The organism is Pandoraea horticolens (assembly GCF_902459555.1).
GTDB classification, from domain to species: domain Bacteria; phylum Pseudomonadota; class Gammaproteobacteria; order Burkholderiales; family Burkholderiaceae; genus Pandoraea; species Pandoraea horticolens.
In genome coordinates, this window is sequence record NZ_CABPSM010000006.1 from 14,670 (window position 1) to 30,406 (window position 15,737).

At 63.4% G+C, this 15,737-nt stretch carries 11 protein-coding genes; 4 read left to right on the forward strand and 7 right to left on the reverse strand.

Features of this window, described 5'->3' with window-relative positions; genetic code table 11:
- Window positions 1-51: 51 nt before the first annotated feature.
- The gene (locus PHO31112_RS11665) at window positions 52-3,618 is read left to right on the forward strand and encodes an indolepyruvate ferredoxin oxidoreductase family protein (protein WP_150620674.1); all 3,567 of its coding nucleotides are present in this window, start codon (window positions 52-54) and stop codon (window positions 3,616-3,618) included.
- 142 nt (window positions 3,619-3,760) lie between these two features.
- Here PHO31112_RS11665 and PHO31112_RS11670 read toward each other — a convergent pair whose 3' ends face one another.
- Window positions 3,761-6,040, reverse strand: coding sequence for an NADP-dependent malic enzyme (locus PHO31112_RS11670; protein WP_150620675.1), 2,280 nt, complete (start codon window positions 6,038-6,040; stop codon window positions 3,761-3,763).
- Between the two features lie 322 nt (window positions 6,041-6,362).
- On the reverse strand, window positions 6,363-7,601 hold the full coding sequence (locus PHO31112_RS11675; RefSeq protein WP_150620676.1) for an MFS transporter: 1,239 nt from the start codon (window positions 7,599-7,601) through the stop codon (window positions 6,363-6,365).
- A gap of 358 nt (window positions 7,602-7,959) precedes the next feature.
- On the opposite strand from PHO31112_RS11675, the gene PHO31112_RS11680 reads away from it, so the two are divergent.
- Together PHO31112_RS11680 and crcB are read left to right on the forward strand one after the other, a co-directional pair.
- Complete coding sequence (locus PHO31112_RS11680; RefSeq protein ID WP_010806896.1) at window positions 7,960-8,649, forward strand: orotate phosphoribosyltransferase; 690 nt, start codon at window positions 7,960-7,962, stop codon at window positions 8,647-8,649.
- A 102-nt stretch (window positions 8,650-8,751) separates the two neighbouring features.
- On the forward strand, window positions 8,752-9,150 hold the full coding sequence (gene crcB / locus PHO31112_RS11685; RefSeq protein ID WP_150620677.1) for a fluoride efflux transporter CrcB: 399 nt from the start codon (window positions 8,752-8,754) through the stop codon (window positions 9,148-9,150).
- 33 nt (window positions 9,151-9,183) lie between these two features.
- Here crcB and PHO31112_RS11690 read toward each other — a convergent pair whose 3' ends face one another.
- Complete coding sequence (locus PHO31112_RS11690) at window positions 9,184-10,020, reverse strand: helix-turn-helix transcriptional regulator (protein ID WP_246178064.1); 837 nt, start codon at window positions 10,018-10,020, stop codon at window positions 9,184-9,186.
- A gap of 254 nt (window positions 10,021-10,274) precedes the next feature.
- Between PHO31112_RS11690 and PHO31112_RS11695 the strand changes: the two genes are divergently transcribed.
- On the forward strand, window positions 10,275-10,979 hold the full coding sequence (locus PHO31112_RS11695) for a class I SAM-dependent methyltransferase (protein ID WP_343042736.1): 705 nt from the start codon (window positions 10,275-10,277) through the stop codon (window positions 10,977-10,979).
- 82 nt (window positions 10,980-11,061) lie between these two features.
- Here PHO31112_RS11695 and PHO31112_RS11700 read toward each other — a convergent pair whose 3' ends face one another.
- From PHO31112_RS11700 to PHO31112_RS11715, 4 genes are all read right to left on the reverse strand, one after another.
- Window positions 11,062-12,546 carry an NAD(P)/FAD-dependent oxidoreductase gene (locus PHO31112_RS11700; RefSeq protein ID WP_150620678.1) on the reverse strand — a complete coding sequence of 495 codons (1,485 nt, stop codon included), beginning with the start codon at window positions 12,544-12,546 and terminating at the stop codon, window positions 11,062-11,064.
- Window positions 12,547-12,557: 11 nt separating this feature from the next.
- On the reverse strand, window positions 12,558-13,364 hold the full coding sequence (locus PHO31112_RS11705; RefSeq protein ID WP_246178069.1) for a fatty acid desaturase family protein: 807 nt from the start codon (window positions 13,362-13,364) through the stop codon (window positions 12,558-12,560).
- A gap of 40 nt (window positions 13,365-13,404) precedes the next feature.
- A complete protein-coding gene (locus PHO31112_RS11710) occupies window positions 13,405-13,974 on the reverse strand; it encodes an AfsA-related hotdog domain-containing protein (RefSeq protein WP_150620680.1) in 570 nt (189 codons plus the stop codon).
- Window positions 13,975-14,064: 90 nt separating this feature from the next.
- Window positions 14,065-15,450 carry a protoporphyrinogen/coproporphyrinogen oxidase gene (locus PHO31112_RS11715; RefSeq protein ID WP_150620681.1) on the reverse strand — a complete coding sequence of 462 codons (1,386 nt, stop codon included), beginning with the start codon at window positions 15,448-15,450 and terminating at the stop codon, window positions 14,065-14,067.
- Window positions 15,451-15,737: the final 287 nt, after the last annotated feature.

Here is a 15,737-nt window from a genome sequence, read left to right on the forward strand (position 1 = left end):
GGCAGGAAGTTTTGGCGATCCCAAAATCAGTGAGAGTGAGGAGCACACCCCATGAACGCCCCCGTCAACCCGAGTTTGCTGGCCGCGCTAGAATCGGTCACGCTCGACGACAAGTACACGCTCGAGCGCGGTCGCGCTTACATGAGCGGCATCCAGGCTTTGGTCCGGCTACCGATGTTGCAGCAGGCGCGCGATGCCGCCGCCGGGCTCAACACCGCAGGTTACATTTCGGGCTATCGCGGTTCACCGCTCGGTGGTCTGGATCTGTCGCTATGGAAAGCGAAACAGCACCTCGCGAGCCATAACATCGTCTTCCAGCCCGGCCTGAACGAAGACCTTGCCGCCACTGCCGTGTGGGGCTCCCAGCAGGTCAATCTGTACCCTGCCAAGTTCGACGGCGTGTTCGCCATGTGGTACGGCAAAGGCCCCGGCGTCGACCGCTCCATGGACGTGCTCAAGCACGGCAACTCGGCGGGCACGTCGAAGCATGGCGGCGTGCTGGTGCTCGCAGGCGACGACCACGCCGCCAAATCCTCCACCCTCGCGCATCAATCCGAACACGACTTCAAGGCGGCCGGCATTCCTGTGTTGTATCCGTCGAACGTTCAGGAGTATCTCGACTACGGTCTGCATGGCTGGGCAATGAGCCGCTACTCCGGCCTGTGGGTCGCGATGAAATGCGTGACGGACGTGGTCGAGTCGTCAGCCTCGGTGATGATCGATCCGCACAACGTCGACATCCATCTGCCGAACGACTTCATCATGCCGCCCGACGGCCTGAACATCCGCTGGCCCGACCCGCCGCTGGTGCAGGAAGCGCGTCTGCTCGACTACAAGTGGTATGCGGGGCTTGCCTACGTGCGCGCCAACAAGCTCGACCGCGTGATGATCGATTCGCCCCACGCGCGCTTCGGCATCATGACCGGCGGCAAGGCGTACCTCGACGTGTGTCAGGCGCTCGCCGACCTGGGGCTGGACGAAGCCACGTGCCAGCGCATCGGCATTCGGCTGTACAAAGTGGGTTGCGTGTGGCCGCTCGAAGCGCAGGGTGCGCGCGCGTTCGCGCAAGGCCTGCAAGAGATTCTAGTCGTCGAGGAAAAGCGTCAGATCCTCGAATACGCGATCAAGGAAGAGCTATACAACTGGCGCGACGACGTGCGTCCGCGCGTGTACGGCAAGTTCGACGAAAAGGACGGCGCCGGTGGCGAATGGTCCGTGCCGATGGCCAATTGGCTGCTGCCCGCGCACTACGAACTCTCGCCCGCGCTGATCGCCAAGGCGATTGCCACGCGTCTTGAGAAGTTCGAGCTGCCGAGCGACGTGCGCGAGCGCATCGCTACACGTCTGCGCGTGATCGAGGCAAAGGAGCAAGCGCTCGCCAAGCCGCGCGTCGCAGTCGAACGCAAGCCGTGGTTCTGCTCGGGCTGCCCGCACAATACGTCGACCAATGTGCCAGAAGGGTCGCGCGCCATCGCCGGCATCGGGTGTCACTACATGACCGTGTGGATGGATCGCCGCACCGACACCTTCTCGCAAATGGGCGGCGAAGGTGTGCCCTGGATCGGGCAGGCGCCGTTCTCGTGCGACGAACACATTTTCGCCAACCTCGGCGACGGTACGTACTTCCACTCGGGGCTGCTCGCCATTCGCGCGGCGATCTCGTCGAAGGTCAACATCACCTACAAGATTCTGTACAACGATGCGGTCGCCATGACCGGCGGCCAACCCGTCGACGGCACACTCTCCGTGCCGCAGATCGTGGCGCAGGTCGATGCCGAAGGCGCAGCGAAGATCGTCATCGTGACCGACGAACCCGAAAAGTACGACGGCGTGAAGCTCGTTGGCGACGCCCCCGTCTATCACCGCGACGAACTGGATCGCGTGCAACGCGAGCTGCGGCTGGTCAAGGGCACGTCGATCCTGATCTACGACCAGACTTGCGCCACCGAGAAACGCCGCCGCCGCAAACGCGGTGCGTACCCCGATCCGGCAAAGCGTGTGGTCATCAACGAAGCCGTTTGCGAAGGTTGCGGCGATTGCTCCGTGAAGTCGAACTGCCTGTCGGTGGAGCCGCTGGAAACGGAATTCGGCACGAAGCGTCAGATCAACCAGTCGACCTGCAACAAGGACTATTCGTGCCTGAACGGCTTCTGCCCGAGCTTCGTGACGGTCGAAGGCGGTCAACTGCGCAAGCCCAAGACAGCACAGGTCGACAGCAGCGGTCTGCCACCGCTGCCTGAACCGGCGGTGCCGGCGATCTCGCGTCCGTACGGCATTCTCGTGACGGGCGTGGGCGGCACCGGCGTGGTGACCATCGGCGGCCTGCTCGGCATGGCGGCGCATCTGGAAAACAAGGGCGTCACAACGCTCGATGTGACCGGCCTCGCGCAGAAGGGCGGCGCGGTGACGAGCCACGTGCAGATCGCGCTGCAACCGGAAGACATTCACGCCACACGTATCGCCATGGGCGACGCCCGCGTGGTGATCGGGTGCGACGCCATCACGACGGCGAGCGACGATACGCTCTCGCGCGTGCAGCACGGCGTGACGAACATCGTGGTCAACAGTGCACACACACCGACGGCCGAGTTCATCCGCAATCCGAACTGGCAGTTCCCCGGCGCGAGCACGGAGAACGATATCCGCGCGGCGGCCGGTGACAGCGTCGACTTCGTCGATGCGAATCACCTCTCGCTGCGTCTGCTCGGCGACACCATCTACACAAACCCGTTCGTGCTCGGGTACGCATGGCAAAAGGGATGGGTGCCGCTCTCGCACGCCGCCCTCATGCGCGCTATCGAACTGAACGGTGTGGCGATCGAGAAGAACAAGCAAGCGTTCGAGTGGGGCCGTCGCGCCGCGCACGATCTAGCGTCCGTGCGTCGGCTGGCGCAGCAGAACGAGGCGCCGGAGTCGTCTGCCGCTGGCGGCAAGCTGATCACGCTGCATACGCCGCGCGCGCTGGATATGCTGATCCAACGCCGTTACGACCAGTTGGTGGCGTATCAGGATCGCGCTTATGCAGAACGCTTCAAGCAGACCGTCGACCGTGTGCGCGCCGCCGAAACGCCGCTCACGCAAGAGGGCATGCAAATGCCGCTGACCGAAGCCGTCGCCCGGGCGCTTTACAAACTCATGGCCTACAAGGATGAGTATGAAGTGGCGCGACTGTACACCGACCCGGCATTCATGAAGAAGATCAACGAGCAGTTCGAAGGTGACTTCACGCTGCGCTTCCACCTGGCGCCGCCGTCGCTGGCCAAGCACGACGACAAGGGCCATCTCGTCAAGAAGGCCTATGGCGCGTGGATGATGAAGGCGTTCGGCGTGCTGGCGAAGTTCAAGGGACTGCGCGGCGGGGCGTTCGACATCTTCGGCCGCACGCAGGAGCGTCGCACGGAACGGGCGCTGATCGGCGAGTACGAAACGCTGGTGAGCGAACTGGTGTCGCGCCTGAACGAGAACAACCTGCCGTTGGCCGTGCAACTGGCGGAGCTGCCGCAGGAGATTCGCGGCTACGGGCACATCAAGGAGCAGAACCTCGCCGCCACGCGTATCAAGTGGACGAAGCTGCTGGCGCAGTTCCGCGATGGCAGTTCGCATCGCGCGGCCGCTTGATTCGCTGCTTGATTCGCTAAGCCGCCAGTCCAACAAAAATCCCGCCAGCGCGTGAGCGTCTGGCGGGATTTTTTATGCGCTTTCGCGCAGTCGGCGCACAGGAACGCCGGAGATCACCCCGGCGGCATGTCCGCCCCGATCATCAACGGCTGACGTTGGCCGCAGCCACGGCCGTCATGTTGATGATACGGCGCACGGTGGCGGCCGGTGTCAGGATGTGAACCGGCTTGGCGCAACCGAGCAGGAACGGGCCGACCGTCACGCCTTCGCCGCCCGTCATCTTGAGCAGGTTATACGTGATGTTCGCCGCTTCCACGTTCGGCATGACGAGCAGGTTCGCTTCGCCCGACAGACGCGACGCCGGATACGCGGCGCGACGCACCGTCTCCGACAGCGCCGCGTCGCCGTGCATTTCGCCATCGACTTCCAGCGCCGGCGCACGCGCGGCGAGCAGTTCGCAGGCGCGAGCCATGCGTTGCGCCGATGCCGACTTCACGCTGCCAAAGTTCGAGTTCGAGAGCAGCGCCACCTTCGGGGCGATGCCGAAGCGCTCGATTTCCTTCGCGGCGAGTACGGTCATCTCGGCGAGTTGCTCCGAGCTCGGCGTCTCGTTGACGTACGTGTCGCTGATGAACAGGTTGCGCTTTTCGAGCATCAACAGGTTCATGGCGGCGTAGTTCTCGACACCGGCCGCGCGGCCAATCACCTGATCGACCACATCCAGATGGCGGTGGTACGTATCGATCATGCCGCAGATCATGCCGTCGGCTTCGCCCAGACGCACGAGAATCGCACCGATCAGCGTGTTGTCCTTGCGCATGGCCGCCTTGGCGACTTCCGGCGTCACACCGTGACGCGCGCCGAGGTTGTGGTACTCCTGCCAGCAGCGTTGATAACGCGTGTCGTCTTCCGGATTCACGATCTCGAAATCGACGCCCGGCTTGAGCTTCGAGCCGATTTTCTGCAAACGCATTTCCACCACGGCCGGACGGCCGATGATGATCGGCTTGGCGATGCCTTCGGCCAGCACGAACTGGGCAGCGCGCAGCACGCGCTCGTCTTCGCCTTCGGCAAACACAATGCGGGCGGCGTCGTTGCCGAAGCGGGCACGGGCGGCGGCAAACACCGGGCGCATGATGAAGCCGGTGCGATACACGGTCGTGCCGAGTTGTTCGCGATAGGCATCCATGTCTGCGATCGGGCGCGTGGCCACGCCCGAGTCCATCGCGGCTTGCGCCACGGCGGGTGCGATCTTGATGATCAGACGCGGATCGAACGGCTTCGGAATGATGTATTCCGGACCGAATTCGAGCGACTGGCCCTCATAGGCGCGCGCGACTTCTTCACTTTGCTCTTCTTCCTGCGCCAGTTCGGCGATGGCACGCACAGTGGCGAGCTTCATTTCTTCCGTAATGGTGGTCGCACCGACGTCGAGCGCGCCGCGAAAGATGAACGGGAAGCACAGCACGTTGTTGACCTGGTTCGGGTAATCCGAACGGCCGGTCGCGACGATGCAGTCCGGACGCGCAGCCTTCGCGATTTCCGGGCGGATTTCCGGCTCCGGGTTGGCGAGCGCGAGAATCAGCGGCTTCGGGCCCATGGTCTTGACCATGTCGCCCGTGAGCACGCCGGCGGTCGAGCAACCGAGGAACACGTCGGCGCCGTTCGAAGCATCGGCGAGCGTGCGCGCTTCGGTGGCGACGGCGTAACGCGCCTTGCTCTCGTCGAGCTTGTCGCGGCCGGTGTGAATCACGCCCTTCGAGTCGAGAACCAGAATGTTCTCTTTCTTCAGGCCGAGGTTCACCAGCAGATCCAGGCAGGCGATGGCGGCAGCGCCGGCACCCGAGCAGACCAGCTTCACCCTGGCGATATCCTTGCCCACGACCTTCAGGCCGTTGAGGATAGCGGCCGAGGCAATGATGGCGGTGCCGTGCTGATCGTCGTGGAAAACAGGGATCTTCATGCGCTCGCGCAGCTTCTTCTCGATGTAGAAGCACTCGGGCGCCTTGATGTCTTCGAGGTTGATGCCGCCGAGCGTTGGCTCGAGCATGGCAATGGCCTCAACGAGCTTGTCCGGATCGTGTTCGGCGAGTTCGATGTCGAACACGTCGATGCCGGCGAACTTCTTGAACAGGCAGCCCTTGCCTTCCATCACCGGCTTGGCGGCGAGCGGACCGATGTTGCCCAGGCCGAGCACGGCGGTACCGTTGGTAATCACACCGACGAGGTTGCCGCGCGACGTGTAACGGTTGGCCGCGAGCGGATCTTCAGCAATGGCCTCGCAAGCGTAGGCCACACCGGGGGAGTAGGCCAGCGACAGGTCGATCTGGTTCGACAGCGGCTTGGTCGGCGTCACCGAGATTTTGCCCGGACGCGGATTCTCGTGGTAAGCCAGGGCGCTTTGTTTCAGTTCTTCATCCATATCTCGATACCTAATGACAGGGCGACGGCCAGGCCCCGTGCCGCATGCGGGCAGCGTCCGGGCTCAACCGTCTTTTCACGGATCACGGCGGGGAAGAGACAACCGGAGGGACTCGACGATTGTGTCGTCGACGGTTTTCTTCTCTACGCGGCAGCGCGATGACCGCCGCTTTCCCGATCCGGCATGCCGCGCTGGTGCGCGCCCGGATCGTGGGACTTACGGTGCGCCGGACGCACCGCAGGACGCAAAGTGTACACCTTGCGCCGAAAGCGTGATGCCGCACGCGGCGCCTGCCGCGGGGGTGATTGACGATTGTCGCGCCTTACTTCAGCGCCTCGCCGCGACGCTCCGGAATCAGGAAAAGCGTGGCGAGAATGTCGAGCACGTAAATACTGGCAAGCAAGACGAGCGCCATCTTGAACGAATAGGCGGCCGCCAGCGCCCCGACCGTGAGCGGTCCGAAACCGCCGACGGCGCGGCCGATGTTGAACAGCACGTTTTGCGCCGTTGCACGCGCGGCCGTCGGATACAGCTCCGAAATCAGCGCGCCGTAGCCACCGATCATGCCGTTCACGAACAGCCCCATCACCGCACCGCCGATCAGCAACGCGAACTGCGACTGTAACTGCGCGTAGACGAACACCATCACGACGGCACCGATCTGATAGCCGATGAACGTCGGGCGGCGGCCGAAGCGATCGGCCAACCGGCCGAACAGCCAGATGCCGAACGCCATGCCAAGCACCGTCACCGCCGTCCACATCGCGGATTTGGTAAGCGAGTAACCGAACGTCTTCGACAGGTACGACGGCATCCAGATCATCAGGCCGTAGTAACCGAAGTTCTGCACCGAGCACAGGATCGCCACGCCGAGGCTCGCGCGCGTGGTGGCGCAATCCTTGACCAGCAATTTAAGCGGCGCGTGCTCGCGCGGCTGCTTTTGTTGCGCGAGGAACATCTCGGGCTCGCCGAGCGTGCGACGCATGACGAACGACACGACGGCGGGCAGCAGCCCCACCGCGAACATGCCCCGCCAGCCGATGACCGGCAGCAGCAACGGCGTGAGCAACGCGGCGGCGAGCACCCCGGCCTGCCATCCCAGCCCCACGAACGACGAAGCGCGTGCACGACGCTCCGGCGCGCAGGCTTCCGCCGCGAGCGCCATGCCGATGCCGAATTCGCCTCCCAAACCGATACCGGCGATCGTCCGGTACGCCAGCAGATCCCAATACCCCTGAGCCAGCGAGCACAGGCCGGTGAACACGGCGAAGAGCAGAATTGTCCACGACAGCACGCGAACGCGGCCATAACGATCGGAGAGCATGCCGAAGACAATGCCGCCCACGACCGCACCCACGAGGGTCCATGTGACGAGCGCCCCCGACTGCGCGCTCGACAGCGCGAGGTCGGCGGCAATGGCCGGCAGGATGAAGCCGAGAATCAGCAGATCGAAGCCGTCCATGGCATAGCCGATGGCCGAGGCCCAGAGGGCACGGTTCGCGTAGGCGTTGTCTTGCGGCACGGCAGGAGCCGCAAGCGAGGGCGAGGAATCGTTTGGCATGAGCACGTCCGACGGGTCTGAATTTTCGGCGTGAGTGTATGCCTGTCATAAAGGCTCGGCAACTGTCTCTTTTTTTGGACTCATCTGTCGAAGACAATTTTTCATATGCGCCGTGCGGGCACACTACGCGTATTCCTCGGGTTGAAAATATACGCTCAGTGCATAATTGACCTCGCATCTGCTGAAACTTGTGGCATAATTCGCGTTTAAGCGCCGGTCGGTCGTCGCAAGACGTGCAGACCCGCCGCCTTAGACGGCGTTCTGCCTCAGTGCCCTACGCGCTGCGGCGCCCCGCCGACTTACCCATGACTCCTGGCTGCACGCTCCACGGCGGGCAGCTACGCTAAGGAACCGCATCATGATTGGCATCGACCGCCAGGCGATTTCCGACATCACCGCCAAGATCCTGCTCGAAGTGGGCGCGGTGCATTTCAACGCCGAGAAGCCGTACATCTTCACCTCGGGCTGGGCCAGCCCGGTCTACACCGACTGCCGCAAGCTGATCTCGTACCCGCGTGTGCGCCGTACACTGATGGACTTCGCCGAGGCCGTCATCATTCAGGACGTCGGCTGTGAGCAATTCGACACGGTGGCCGGCGGCGAGACCGCAGGCATTCCGTTCGCGGCCTGGATCGCCGACAAGCTGATGCTGCCGATGCAATACGTACGCAAGAAACCGAAGGGTTTCGGCCGTAATGCGCAGATCGAAGGCGATCTGCCGGAAGGCTCGCGCGTGCTGCTCGTGGAAGATCTGACGACCGACGGCCGCAGCAAGATCAACTTCTGCAAGGCGCTGCGCGAAGCCGGTGCGAGCGTAAATCACGTGTTCGTGATCTTCCACTACGACATCTTCCCGGAGAGCCGTCAGGTGCTCAAGGACATCGACGTCCAACTGCACTCGCTCGCGACGTGGTGGGATGTGCTGCGCGTTGCCAAGCAGCAGAACCACTTCGACACGAAGACGCTCGACGAAGTCGAGAAATTCCTGCACGCACCGGCCGAATGGTCGGGCGCGCACGGCGGCGCCACGTCGTTCCCGAAGGACTAAGTCCTGTGGCAATGCCCGTAGTCTTCGCTTGAGAGGCGAGAGCGGCCAGTCCGAAAGGGCTGGCCGCTTTTTTTCTGCATTCGCTTTGCAGAGGAGTCACCCATGTTTGCTTCGGTCTTCGCCATCAGCATCGGGGCTGCCCTCGGCGCGCTGTTGCGCTGGGCACTCAGCGTGCAGTTCAATGCGATCTTGCCGACACTCCCGCTCGGCACCCTTGCGGCCAATCTCGGCGGCGGCTATCTGATCGGGATCGCCGTCGCGCTTTTCAGTCACTTTCCATCGATTCCGATCGAGTGGCGTCTGTTGATCGTCACCGGCTTTCTCGGCGGCCTCACCACGTTCTCCACCTTCTCGGCCGAAGTCACCACATTGCTGCGTGAGGGGCAGATGGGCTGGGCATCGCTCATCGTGATCGTTCACGTCGGGGGCTCGCTCATCATGACGTTGCTCGGCATGGCCAGCGCCACACTGCTCGTGCAGTGGCTGCGCCCCGCCGTCTGACCGGCTTGGCGACATTGCCGTCGCGCCGTCGTGCTACGGCAGCAACATCACGAGCTTGACGTCGTCGTGCCCCGATAAACGGAACGTGACCTGCGCAAAATCGATGTCGCCGCGCACAGGGTGATGGAAGCCACGTCGGCCGCCTTCGCGCTCCACGACATCCTGCTGCGACCAGAGCGCGGCGAACACGCTGCTCTCGCGTTGCAGGGCGTCTGTGAGCGCGCGCACGGGAGTGTCGTCGAGATATGCGCTGCATTCGGCGCGAAACTCCGCCACGACACGTCGCGTCCGGCTCTCCCACGCCTGAATCAACGTCAGTGCGCCCGCGTCGAGGAAGATGTAGCGCAGCAGATTTTTCGCGCCGGGCCCATCGAGCCAGCCCCGGAAGATGTCTGCGGCGGCATCGTTCCAGGCGAGGACATCCCAGCACCGGTCGAGCGCATAGGCAGGCGCCGCCACGGCGGCAACTGCCGCCTGCACCTGCGCCGCAGCGTGATGCGGTAACGGCGCCGCGCCGCGCTCTGGATCGCGTTTGCCCGCCAGATCGAAGAGATACGCCCGTTCGGCACGCGAAAGCCGCAGCGCGCTGGCCACTGCGGCCAGTGCGCCTGCCGAAATCGACACCTCCCGCGCCTGTTCGATCCACGTGTACCAGGTCGACGACAATCCGCACAACTGCGCCACTTCTTCACGTCGCAGCCCTGGTGTGCGGCGTCGCCCAAGCAACGGCAGTCCGACCGCCGCCGGGGTCAACCGCTCGCGATGCGCGCGCAGAAAATCTCCCAGCGCCCGGCGCTGGCGCGCATCGTCGGCATGCGAGGACGACGCTGCTGGCAGGGTGCCGGATGTGGAAATGGGGGTAGTTTTCATACCAGGATAAATAGGTAACTTGTACCGGTATCGATGAGCCATTATCGTGAGACCCATCGATGTCGCGCAAGCCCCTGAGCCCAACATCGCCGAATCCGACACCCCTACCCCACAGACGAAGGAGACTCGCCGTGAACGAAAGCCATCCCCCCACCGACTCCGCTGCGGCGCACGACGCCCGCCGCGCGCACGACACGCATAACGCGCATAACGCCGTCGTCACCGGCCAGTTCGGTTCGCAGGCGTCCGCCTATCTGACGAGCGCCAATCACGCGCAGGGGGCCGATCTGGAGCAGCTCGCTGCGATCGTGCGCGCGCATCCGGGGGCGCAGGTGCTTGATCTGGGCTGCGGCGCAGGTCATGTGAGCTTCTTCACTGCGCCGCATGCCGCGCGTGTGGTGGCCTACGATCTGTCGGCCGATATGCTCGGCGTGGTCGCAGGCGAGGCTGCGAAGCGCGGGTTGACGAACGTCGACACCCAACTCGGCGCAGCCGAATCGCTGCCGTTCGGCAACGCCAGCTTCGATCTCGTCTTCAGCCGTTACAGTGCGCATCACTGGGCCGACGTGGGCGCGGCGCTGCGCGAGATGCGTCGCGTGCTCAAGCCGGGCGGACGTGTGGTGATCTGCGACGTTGCCTCGACCGGCCAGCCGTTGTTCGACACTTATCTGCAAGCGGTGGAGGTGCTGCGCGACACGTCGCACGTGCGCAGCTACGCGGCGAGCGAATGGATGACGATGGCAGCAAGTGCGGGATTCTCGGTGGCATCGCTCACGCCGCGCACGCTCGAACTCGACTTCAAGACCTGGACGACGCGCATGCGCACGCCCGCACCGATGCAAGTGGCGATTCGCGCGTTGCAGGCGGCGATGGCCGACGACGTACGCCGTCACTTCAGAATTCAGGACGACGGATCGTTCACGCTCGACACGCTCACGCTCGAACTGGTTGTCGGCTGAGAACTCCGGGGCCTCGGGACGTGGCACATGGAAAGCCCGGCGTGAGTGCGACACCCACGCCGGACACCCCAACCGTCACGCGTCACTTCGGCCCCGCCTTTTTGACGCCGATCACATCGGATTTTCCCGGTGACGCCGCACGCCTCGGGGCGAGAGCGGGCGCGATCTGCCGAGAGACGAATTTCAATGCGACCTGAGCCGCGACCGATGGCGCAAAAAGTGCGCCCGGTGGCTCCACCATGTGCATGACGTGCAGAAACCGGCGGTAAATCGCCGCGTCGTCCACAGCCAGTCCGAGCAGTAACTCCACGTAGCGTTGCATGAGCCGCGCGCGCCAATGCGCCGCCCCTCTCTGCCCGGTCTGACGCAAATCGACACCGGTCGAGAAAGTCCAGGCATGCCGTGCGACACGCGCCAGCACGCGTTGCAACGTCAGACTCCCCGGCGCAGCACCAGCGCTGCGAAGTACGTACAGATGCGCATCGAGCGCCACCGCACTCAGCGCGGCCACTGTCATGCCCTGCCCATACACCGGGTTAAAACAGCAGGCGGCATCGCCCAGTACCGCGAAGCCTCTGGGCCAGCGCGCCATCTCGTCGAAGTGCCGCACCCGGTTCTCCGTCTGGCGAAATCGGCGAATCGCCGATATCGGTTCGGCAGCAGCGATGGCGTCGTGAAGCGTCGGCACTCGCAGACTGCGCGCGAAAGCAACGAAGCTGTCTTCGTCACCGGGCGGATAGTTGCCGCCGACCCCCGTCAAGGTAACGATCCACCGGTTTCCCTCTATGGGGAAAATCGTGCCGCTGCGCGGACAGTCAGGCGGACGGCCGTGCACCACCAACGCCTGCCAATCTCGCCATGGAGAGTGCTTCGGCACCGCGTACAGGCGGCTCGCATATCCGACGCGGGCATCGACAACGGTCTCTCGCGGCATGTCGAAGCCAGCCGCGCGCAGCCACGACGGCGTGCGCGAATTGCGACCGCCGGCGTCGACGACGAAAGCGGCAGGCAGTGTCGTGACACCGCCGGAACAACCCACCAATACGCCGGGACGTTGTCGAATCGTGACGCCGCAAACGCGCGTCTGCCCAGGGTCGAGACTCAGGCCGGTGACTTCGCACCCTGGCAGCACACTGACCCGCCGCTCGGCCAGCACGCGTTGACGCACCGCGAACTCAAGCAGGTCGCGGCTCGTCGACCAGGTAACGAAACCCTCGCCCGCCGCAGGCATCCAACCCGCCGCCGAGAACCAGCGTACCGACCGATACCAGTCGAGCGGCACGGCGCCTGCGTCCAGCAACGTTTGGCCAAGCTCGGGAAACAGGGCCTCCAGCGTGCGCCGCCCTCGCATGAGCAATTGATGCACAAACTGACCTTGCGGCACGCCGGCCCTCGGCCCCGGTACGCCGGGCAATTCGTCGCGTTCGACGAGCCACACCTCCTCGAAGTGCCCGGTCAACACGCGTGCCGCAAGCAGCCCGGCCATCCCTCCACCAATAACAATCGCGCGCGTTGCGGCGGACGTTGTGCCGCTGGGCATCGCCCCTACCGACGTGGTTGAAGTCATGGCGCGCCTCGTTATCGGAACCAGCGATTCAATCCGCTCTGCGACGCCGGCACATCGATCTGATGCTCGATTTGCCGATGAAACGCGGGAAGCCGGCTCCAATGCAGCCCCGGACGCACGTGATGCGCGAGGTGATAGCCGTTGTTGAAGAACGCGAGATTGAGCCAGGTGTTGGCCTTCGTGTGCGACGCCTTGAACGGATCTCGCGAGTAGAGATCGATATGATCGTCGTACGTCATGTGAATGAAGTTCAGCCATACCAGCACAATCGGTGCAACGAAGAAAATGAACCCGTTGCGCGGGTTGTAAAGGAGCAACCCGATCAGCACAACGTAGCTGGCTGCCACTTGCCAGAGGCAGCGTTGACGCAGACGCTTGCAAGTGCGCCCGATGCGCAGCACGTGGTAGTTGTACGTGAAGAAATAGTGCGCGATGTAGGCGAGCCGCGACATCCGCCGGCCGCCGGCATCTATCCAGCGGGACGGGTCGCGTTCCGGTTCGGTGTAATGCAGGTGATGGCCCCGGCTGTGATGCAGCCGGAACTTCGCGGCATACATACCGGTTTGCAACCACATCACCAGTTCGAGCATCCGATTGCGCCATCCGCTCGAAAACATGCCCACATGCGATTGGTTATGCACCGCAGTGGATATCGCGATCTGGGGCAGCAACAGCAGTGCCGCCCACGCAATCGCCGTTCTCAGTTCATGCGCGAATAGGTAACCTGTTACCTGCGCCGCCGCCGTTCCCGCCACCAGTGCAAGCGGAGCGAGATCTTCCTGATAAGGCAACCCTAGCCAACGGGCGAGATGTCTCATGATGCCTCCTTGCGCCGCTCGACGTCGATCGGCGAGCGCGTCAATGGACTTCGCCGGCAGCGACATTACGGCGCAGCCGGGCGAGCAGCGCCGGTGGTGAAAAGCTCCAGCGCGCATTCATCGTGCCGACCGGACGGTCGAATTGCAGCCACTGACTTTCGCAAGTCAGGGCAGACAGGTGATCGTGCCGGTAGGTCTTGGCGACGATGACGAATCGCGCCAACACGGGAGCACGCAACTCGGCAAAGTGTTCGAATACGACGTCCAGCGAATTCAGAACAAAGGCCAGATCGTGTGAAACCTCATAGAAGCGGTGTGAGATTGCCGTCCCGACCTGTCGGTTCGCTTCGATCAGCATCAGCCCAGGTACGTGGTCGAGGGGATGTTCGAAGAAGAAGGGATGATTCGGGTCGATATGAAGCGTCGCGATAAAGCAGTCGTACCCGTCGGGCGTGGCGTCGGCGCGCATGATCGACGCCACGAATACATTGGCCGGATCGGACTTGTGGACCAGTGTGTGATCCAGTGTCCTGGGCATCGCGAGGGCTTCGGTGCCGTTGCCGTCGGGCAGGCCGGCAACACGGCTCGTCAAGGGGGGCTGAAGGTTCATGGCGACTCCGTTCAAGGGCTTTCGGGGGGGGGGGGTAAAAGCCCGTCGTCGCGAACCGCGACGCGCGGGCGGGGGGGAGTGGACGTAAAGTTACGTCGATGCGTAGCCGCTGTACCCAACACCGGGCAATCGGCTTCTGCGGTGTTCGAGAAGCGATTGGACAATGCGAGACGCCGCCTCCTGCGCTGAAAACACGCAAGCCTCAATCGACGCGCCGCGCAAATAATCGCCCGCGAATGAGAGGCCGTCGATGGTGTGCCGACGGTCCTCCAGCAATGCCCGCAACCGATAGTGGTGCGGTGCGTAGGCGCACAAGCCCGGATCGAACAAATGGGCGACGACATCCCGCCGGTCTGAGCGCTCCACCGGAATGTATTGGCGCAGGGTCGCCTCGGCGAGATCGAGCATCGCTTCGGCTCGCGAACCATCGACACCATCGGCGTGTCTGGCACGTTCGATCAGCTCGCGCGCCTTACGGCCGCTGAACGTATAGCGCACCATGTCCAACCGATCGACGCCATAGGCGCCAGCGTTGCTCAACACCTGGTCCGGACCAAATGACAGGCCCCGCACCTGGGCTGAGAATATCGGCCGGCGATACGCCGCCACCAGAACCAGCACCGGGAAGTAGCGAATCTCATCGAATGCTGCCGCGAGTCCCGCATCGTGCTCGCGAAGCAGATCGGCGCTGACGCCTGCAGGCGTCGCGAGCACCACGTGGTCGTATTCCAGGTCACGAGTGCGACCGTCGGCGTGACGCACCGACAAACCGAAGACCCGGCCGTTGCGAACCGCGATACGCTCGACGCGAGCATCGCAGCGGACCTGCACCGAAGCGATTGCCGCGTCGACGAAGGCACCCATGCCGTCCTTGAGCTGGTCGTAGGTATCGAGCCACATCCCCAAGTGGGTGCCGAAGTTGCCGAGGTGGATCTCGTCGGGCTCTGCGCCGTTCATTCGTACCGACATTGCCCGCACGACGGCGCGGCAGAATGGCGGACTCAAATGCGAACTGAGCGGCGAATCGTCGTAGCGTCTGGCCAGCCTTGCGAATGACGGGCCATCAAGAAACCGGTTGCGCGCGTCGAGCCACACCCGCAGGCAAAGTCCGCCGAGACGCAAAGCGTCTGCCGGCGGGCAGCCCCGCATGTACGCCAAGGTACTACTCAGGCGGCGCGTGCTGTCCAGCGTGACAATCCGGCCATTCCGGATACGTGACGTGTTGATGCCGAAAGGCTCGAACGCAAATGGACCGAGTTCGTGGGCAAGTGTGCGAAAACGCTCGTAGCGCCGACCGATGTTCTTGCCGCCCAGATCGATCCGGCAACCGCCGAGCGTGGCGGAACAGATCCGACCGCCCACCGTCGCTTGGCGCTCGATCAACTCAGCAGGAATGCCGGCCTTGCGCAGATAGTGCACCGTCGCAATGCCGGATATGCCGCCGCCAACGACGGCGCATGTCGCAGTGGATGTCATCGTAGAGCCCCCGCATGTTCATGGGACATGCTTCAAGTGTCGTGACAATGACACTCAAATATCACGACATCCTAAGCATAGATGAATGAAACCATCCGCTGTAATCTCATAGCGCGTTTACTCATAGTGAACTATCAAAGTCACTTGATACGCATCATATCCTTGGCATTCCGTTGGAATTTCCGAGACCGTCCGACGACTCAATTTCGGTTCGCACGCTCGCCTTCGCGCACAAACAGAAAGGGCCGGGTTCTGTGCAATACAGAACCCGGCCCTTGACGGAAAGA

What these genes read in the sequence shown, in the direction of transcription:
- crcB (WP_150620677.1), top strand. Translation starts at nt 8,752, where the DNA reads ATGTTTGCTTCGGTCTTCGCCATCAGCATCGGGGCTGCCCTCGGCGCG.
- PHO31112_RS11715 (WP_150620681.1), bottom strand. Translation starts at nt 15,450, where the DNA reads ATGACATCCACTGCGACATGCGCCGTCGTTGGCGGCGGCATATCCGGC.
- PHO31112_RS11700 (WP_150620678.1), bottom strand. Translation starts at nt 12,546, where the DNA reads ATGACTTCAACCACGTCGGTAGGGGCGATGCCCAGCGGCACAACGTCC.
- PHO31112_RS11710 (WP_150620680.1), bottom strand. Translation starts at nt 13,974, where the DNA reads ATGAACCTTCAGCCCCCCTTGACGAGCCGTGTTGCCGGCCTGCCCGAC.
- PHO31112_RS11705 (WP_246178069.1), bottom strand. Translation starts at nt 13,364, where the DNA reads ATGAGACATCTCGCCCGTTGGCTAGGGTTGCCTTATCAGGAAGATCTC.
- PHO31112_RS11665 (WP_150620674.1), top strand. Translation starts at nt 52, where the DNA reads ATGAACGCCCCCGTCAACCCGAGTTTGCTGGCCGCGCTAGAATCGGTC.
- PHO31112_RS11670 (WP_150620675.1), bottom strand. Translation starts at nt 6,040, where the DNA reads ATGGATGAAGAACTGAAACAAAGCGCCCTGGCTTACCACGAGAATCCG.
- PHO31112_RS11680 (WP_010806896.1), top strand. Translation starts at nt 7,960, where the DNA reads ATGATTGGCATCGACCGCCAGGCGATTTCCGACATCACCGCCAAGATC.
- PHO31112_RS11675 (WP_150620676.1), bottom strand. Translation starts at nt 7,601, where the DNA reads ATGCCAAACGATTCCTCGCCCTCGCTTGCGGCTCCTGCCGTGCCGCAA.
- PHO31112_RS11690 (WP_246178064.1), bottom strand. Translation starts at nt 10,020, where the DNA reads ATGAAAACTACCCCCATTTCCACATCCGGCACCCTGCCAGCAGCGTCG.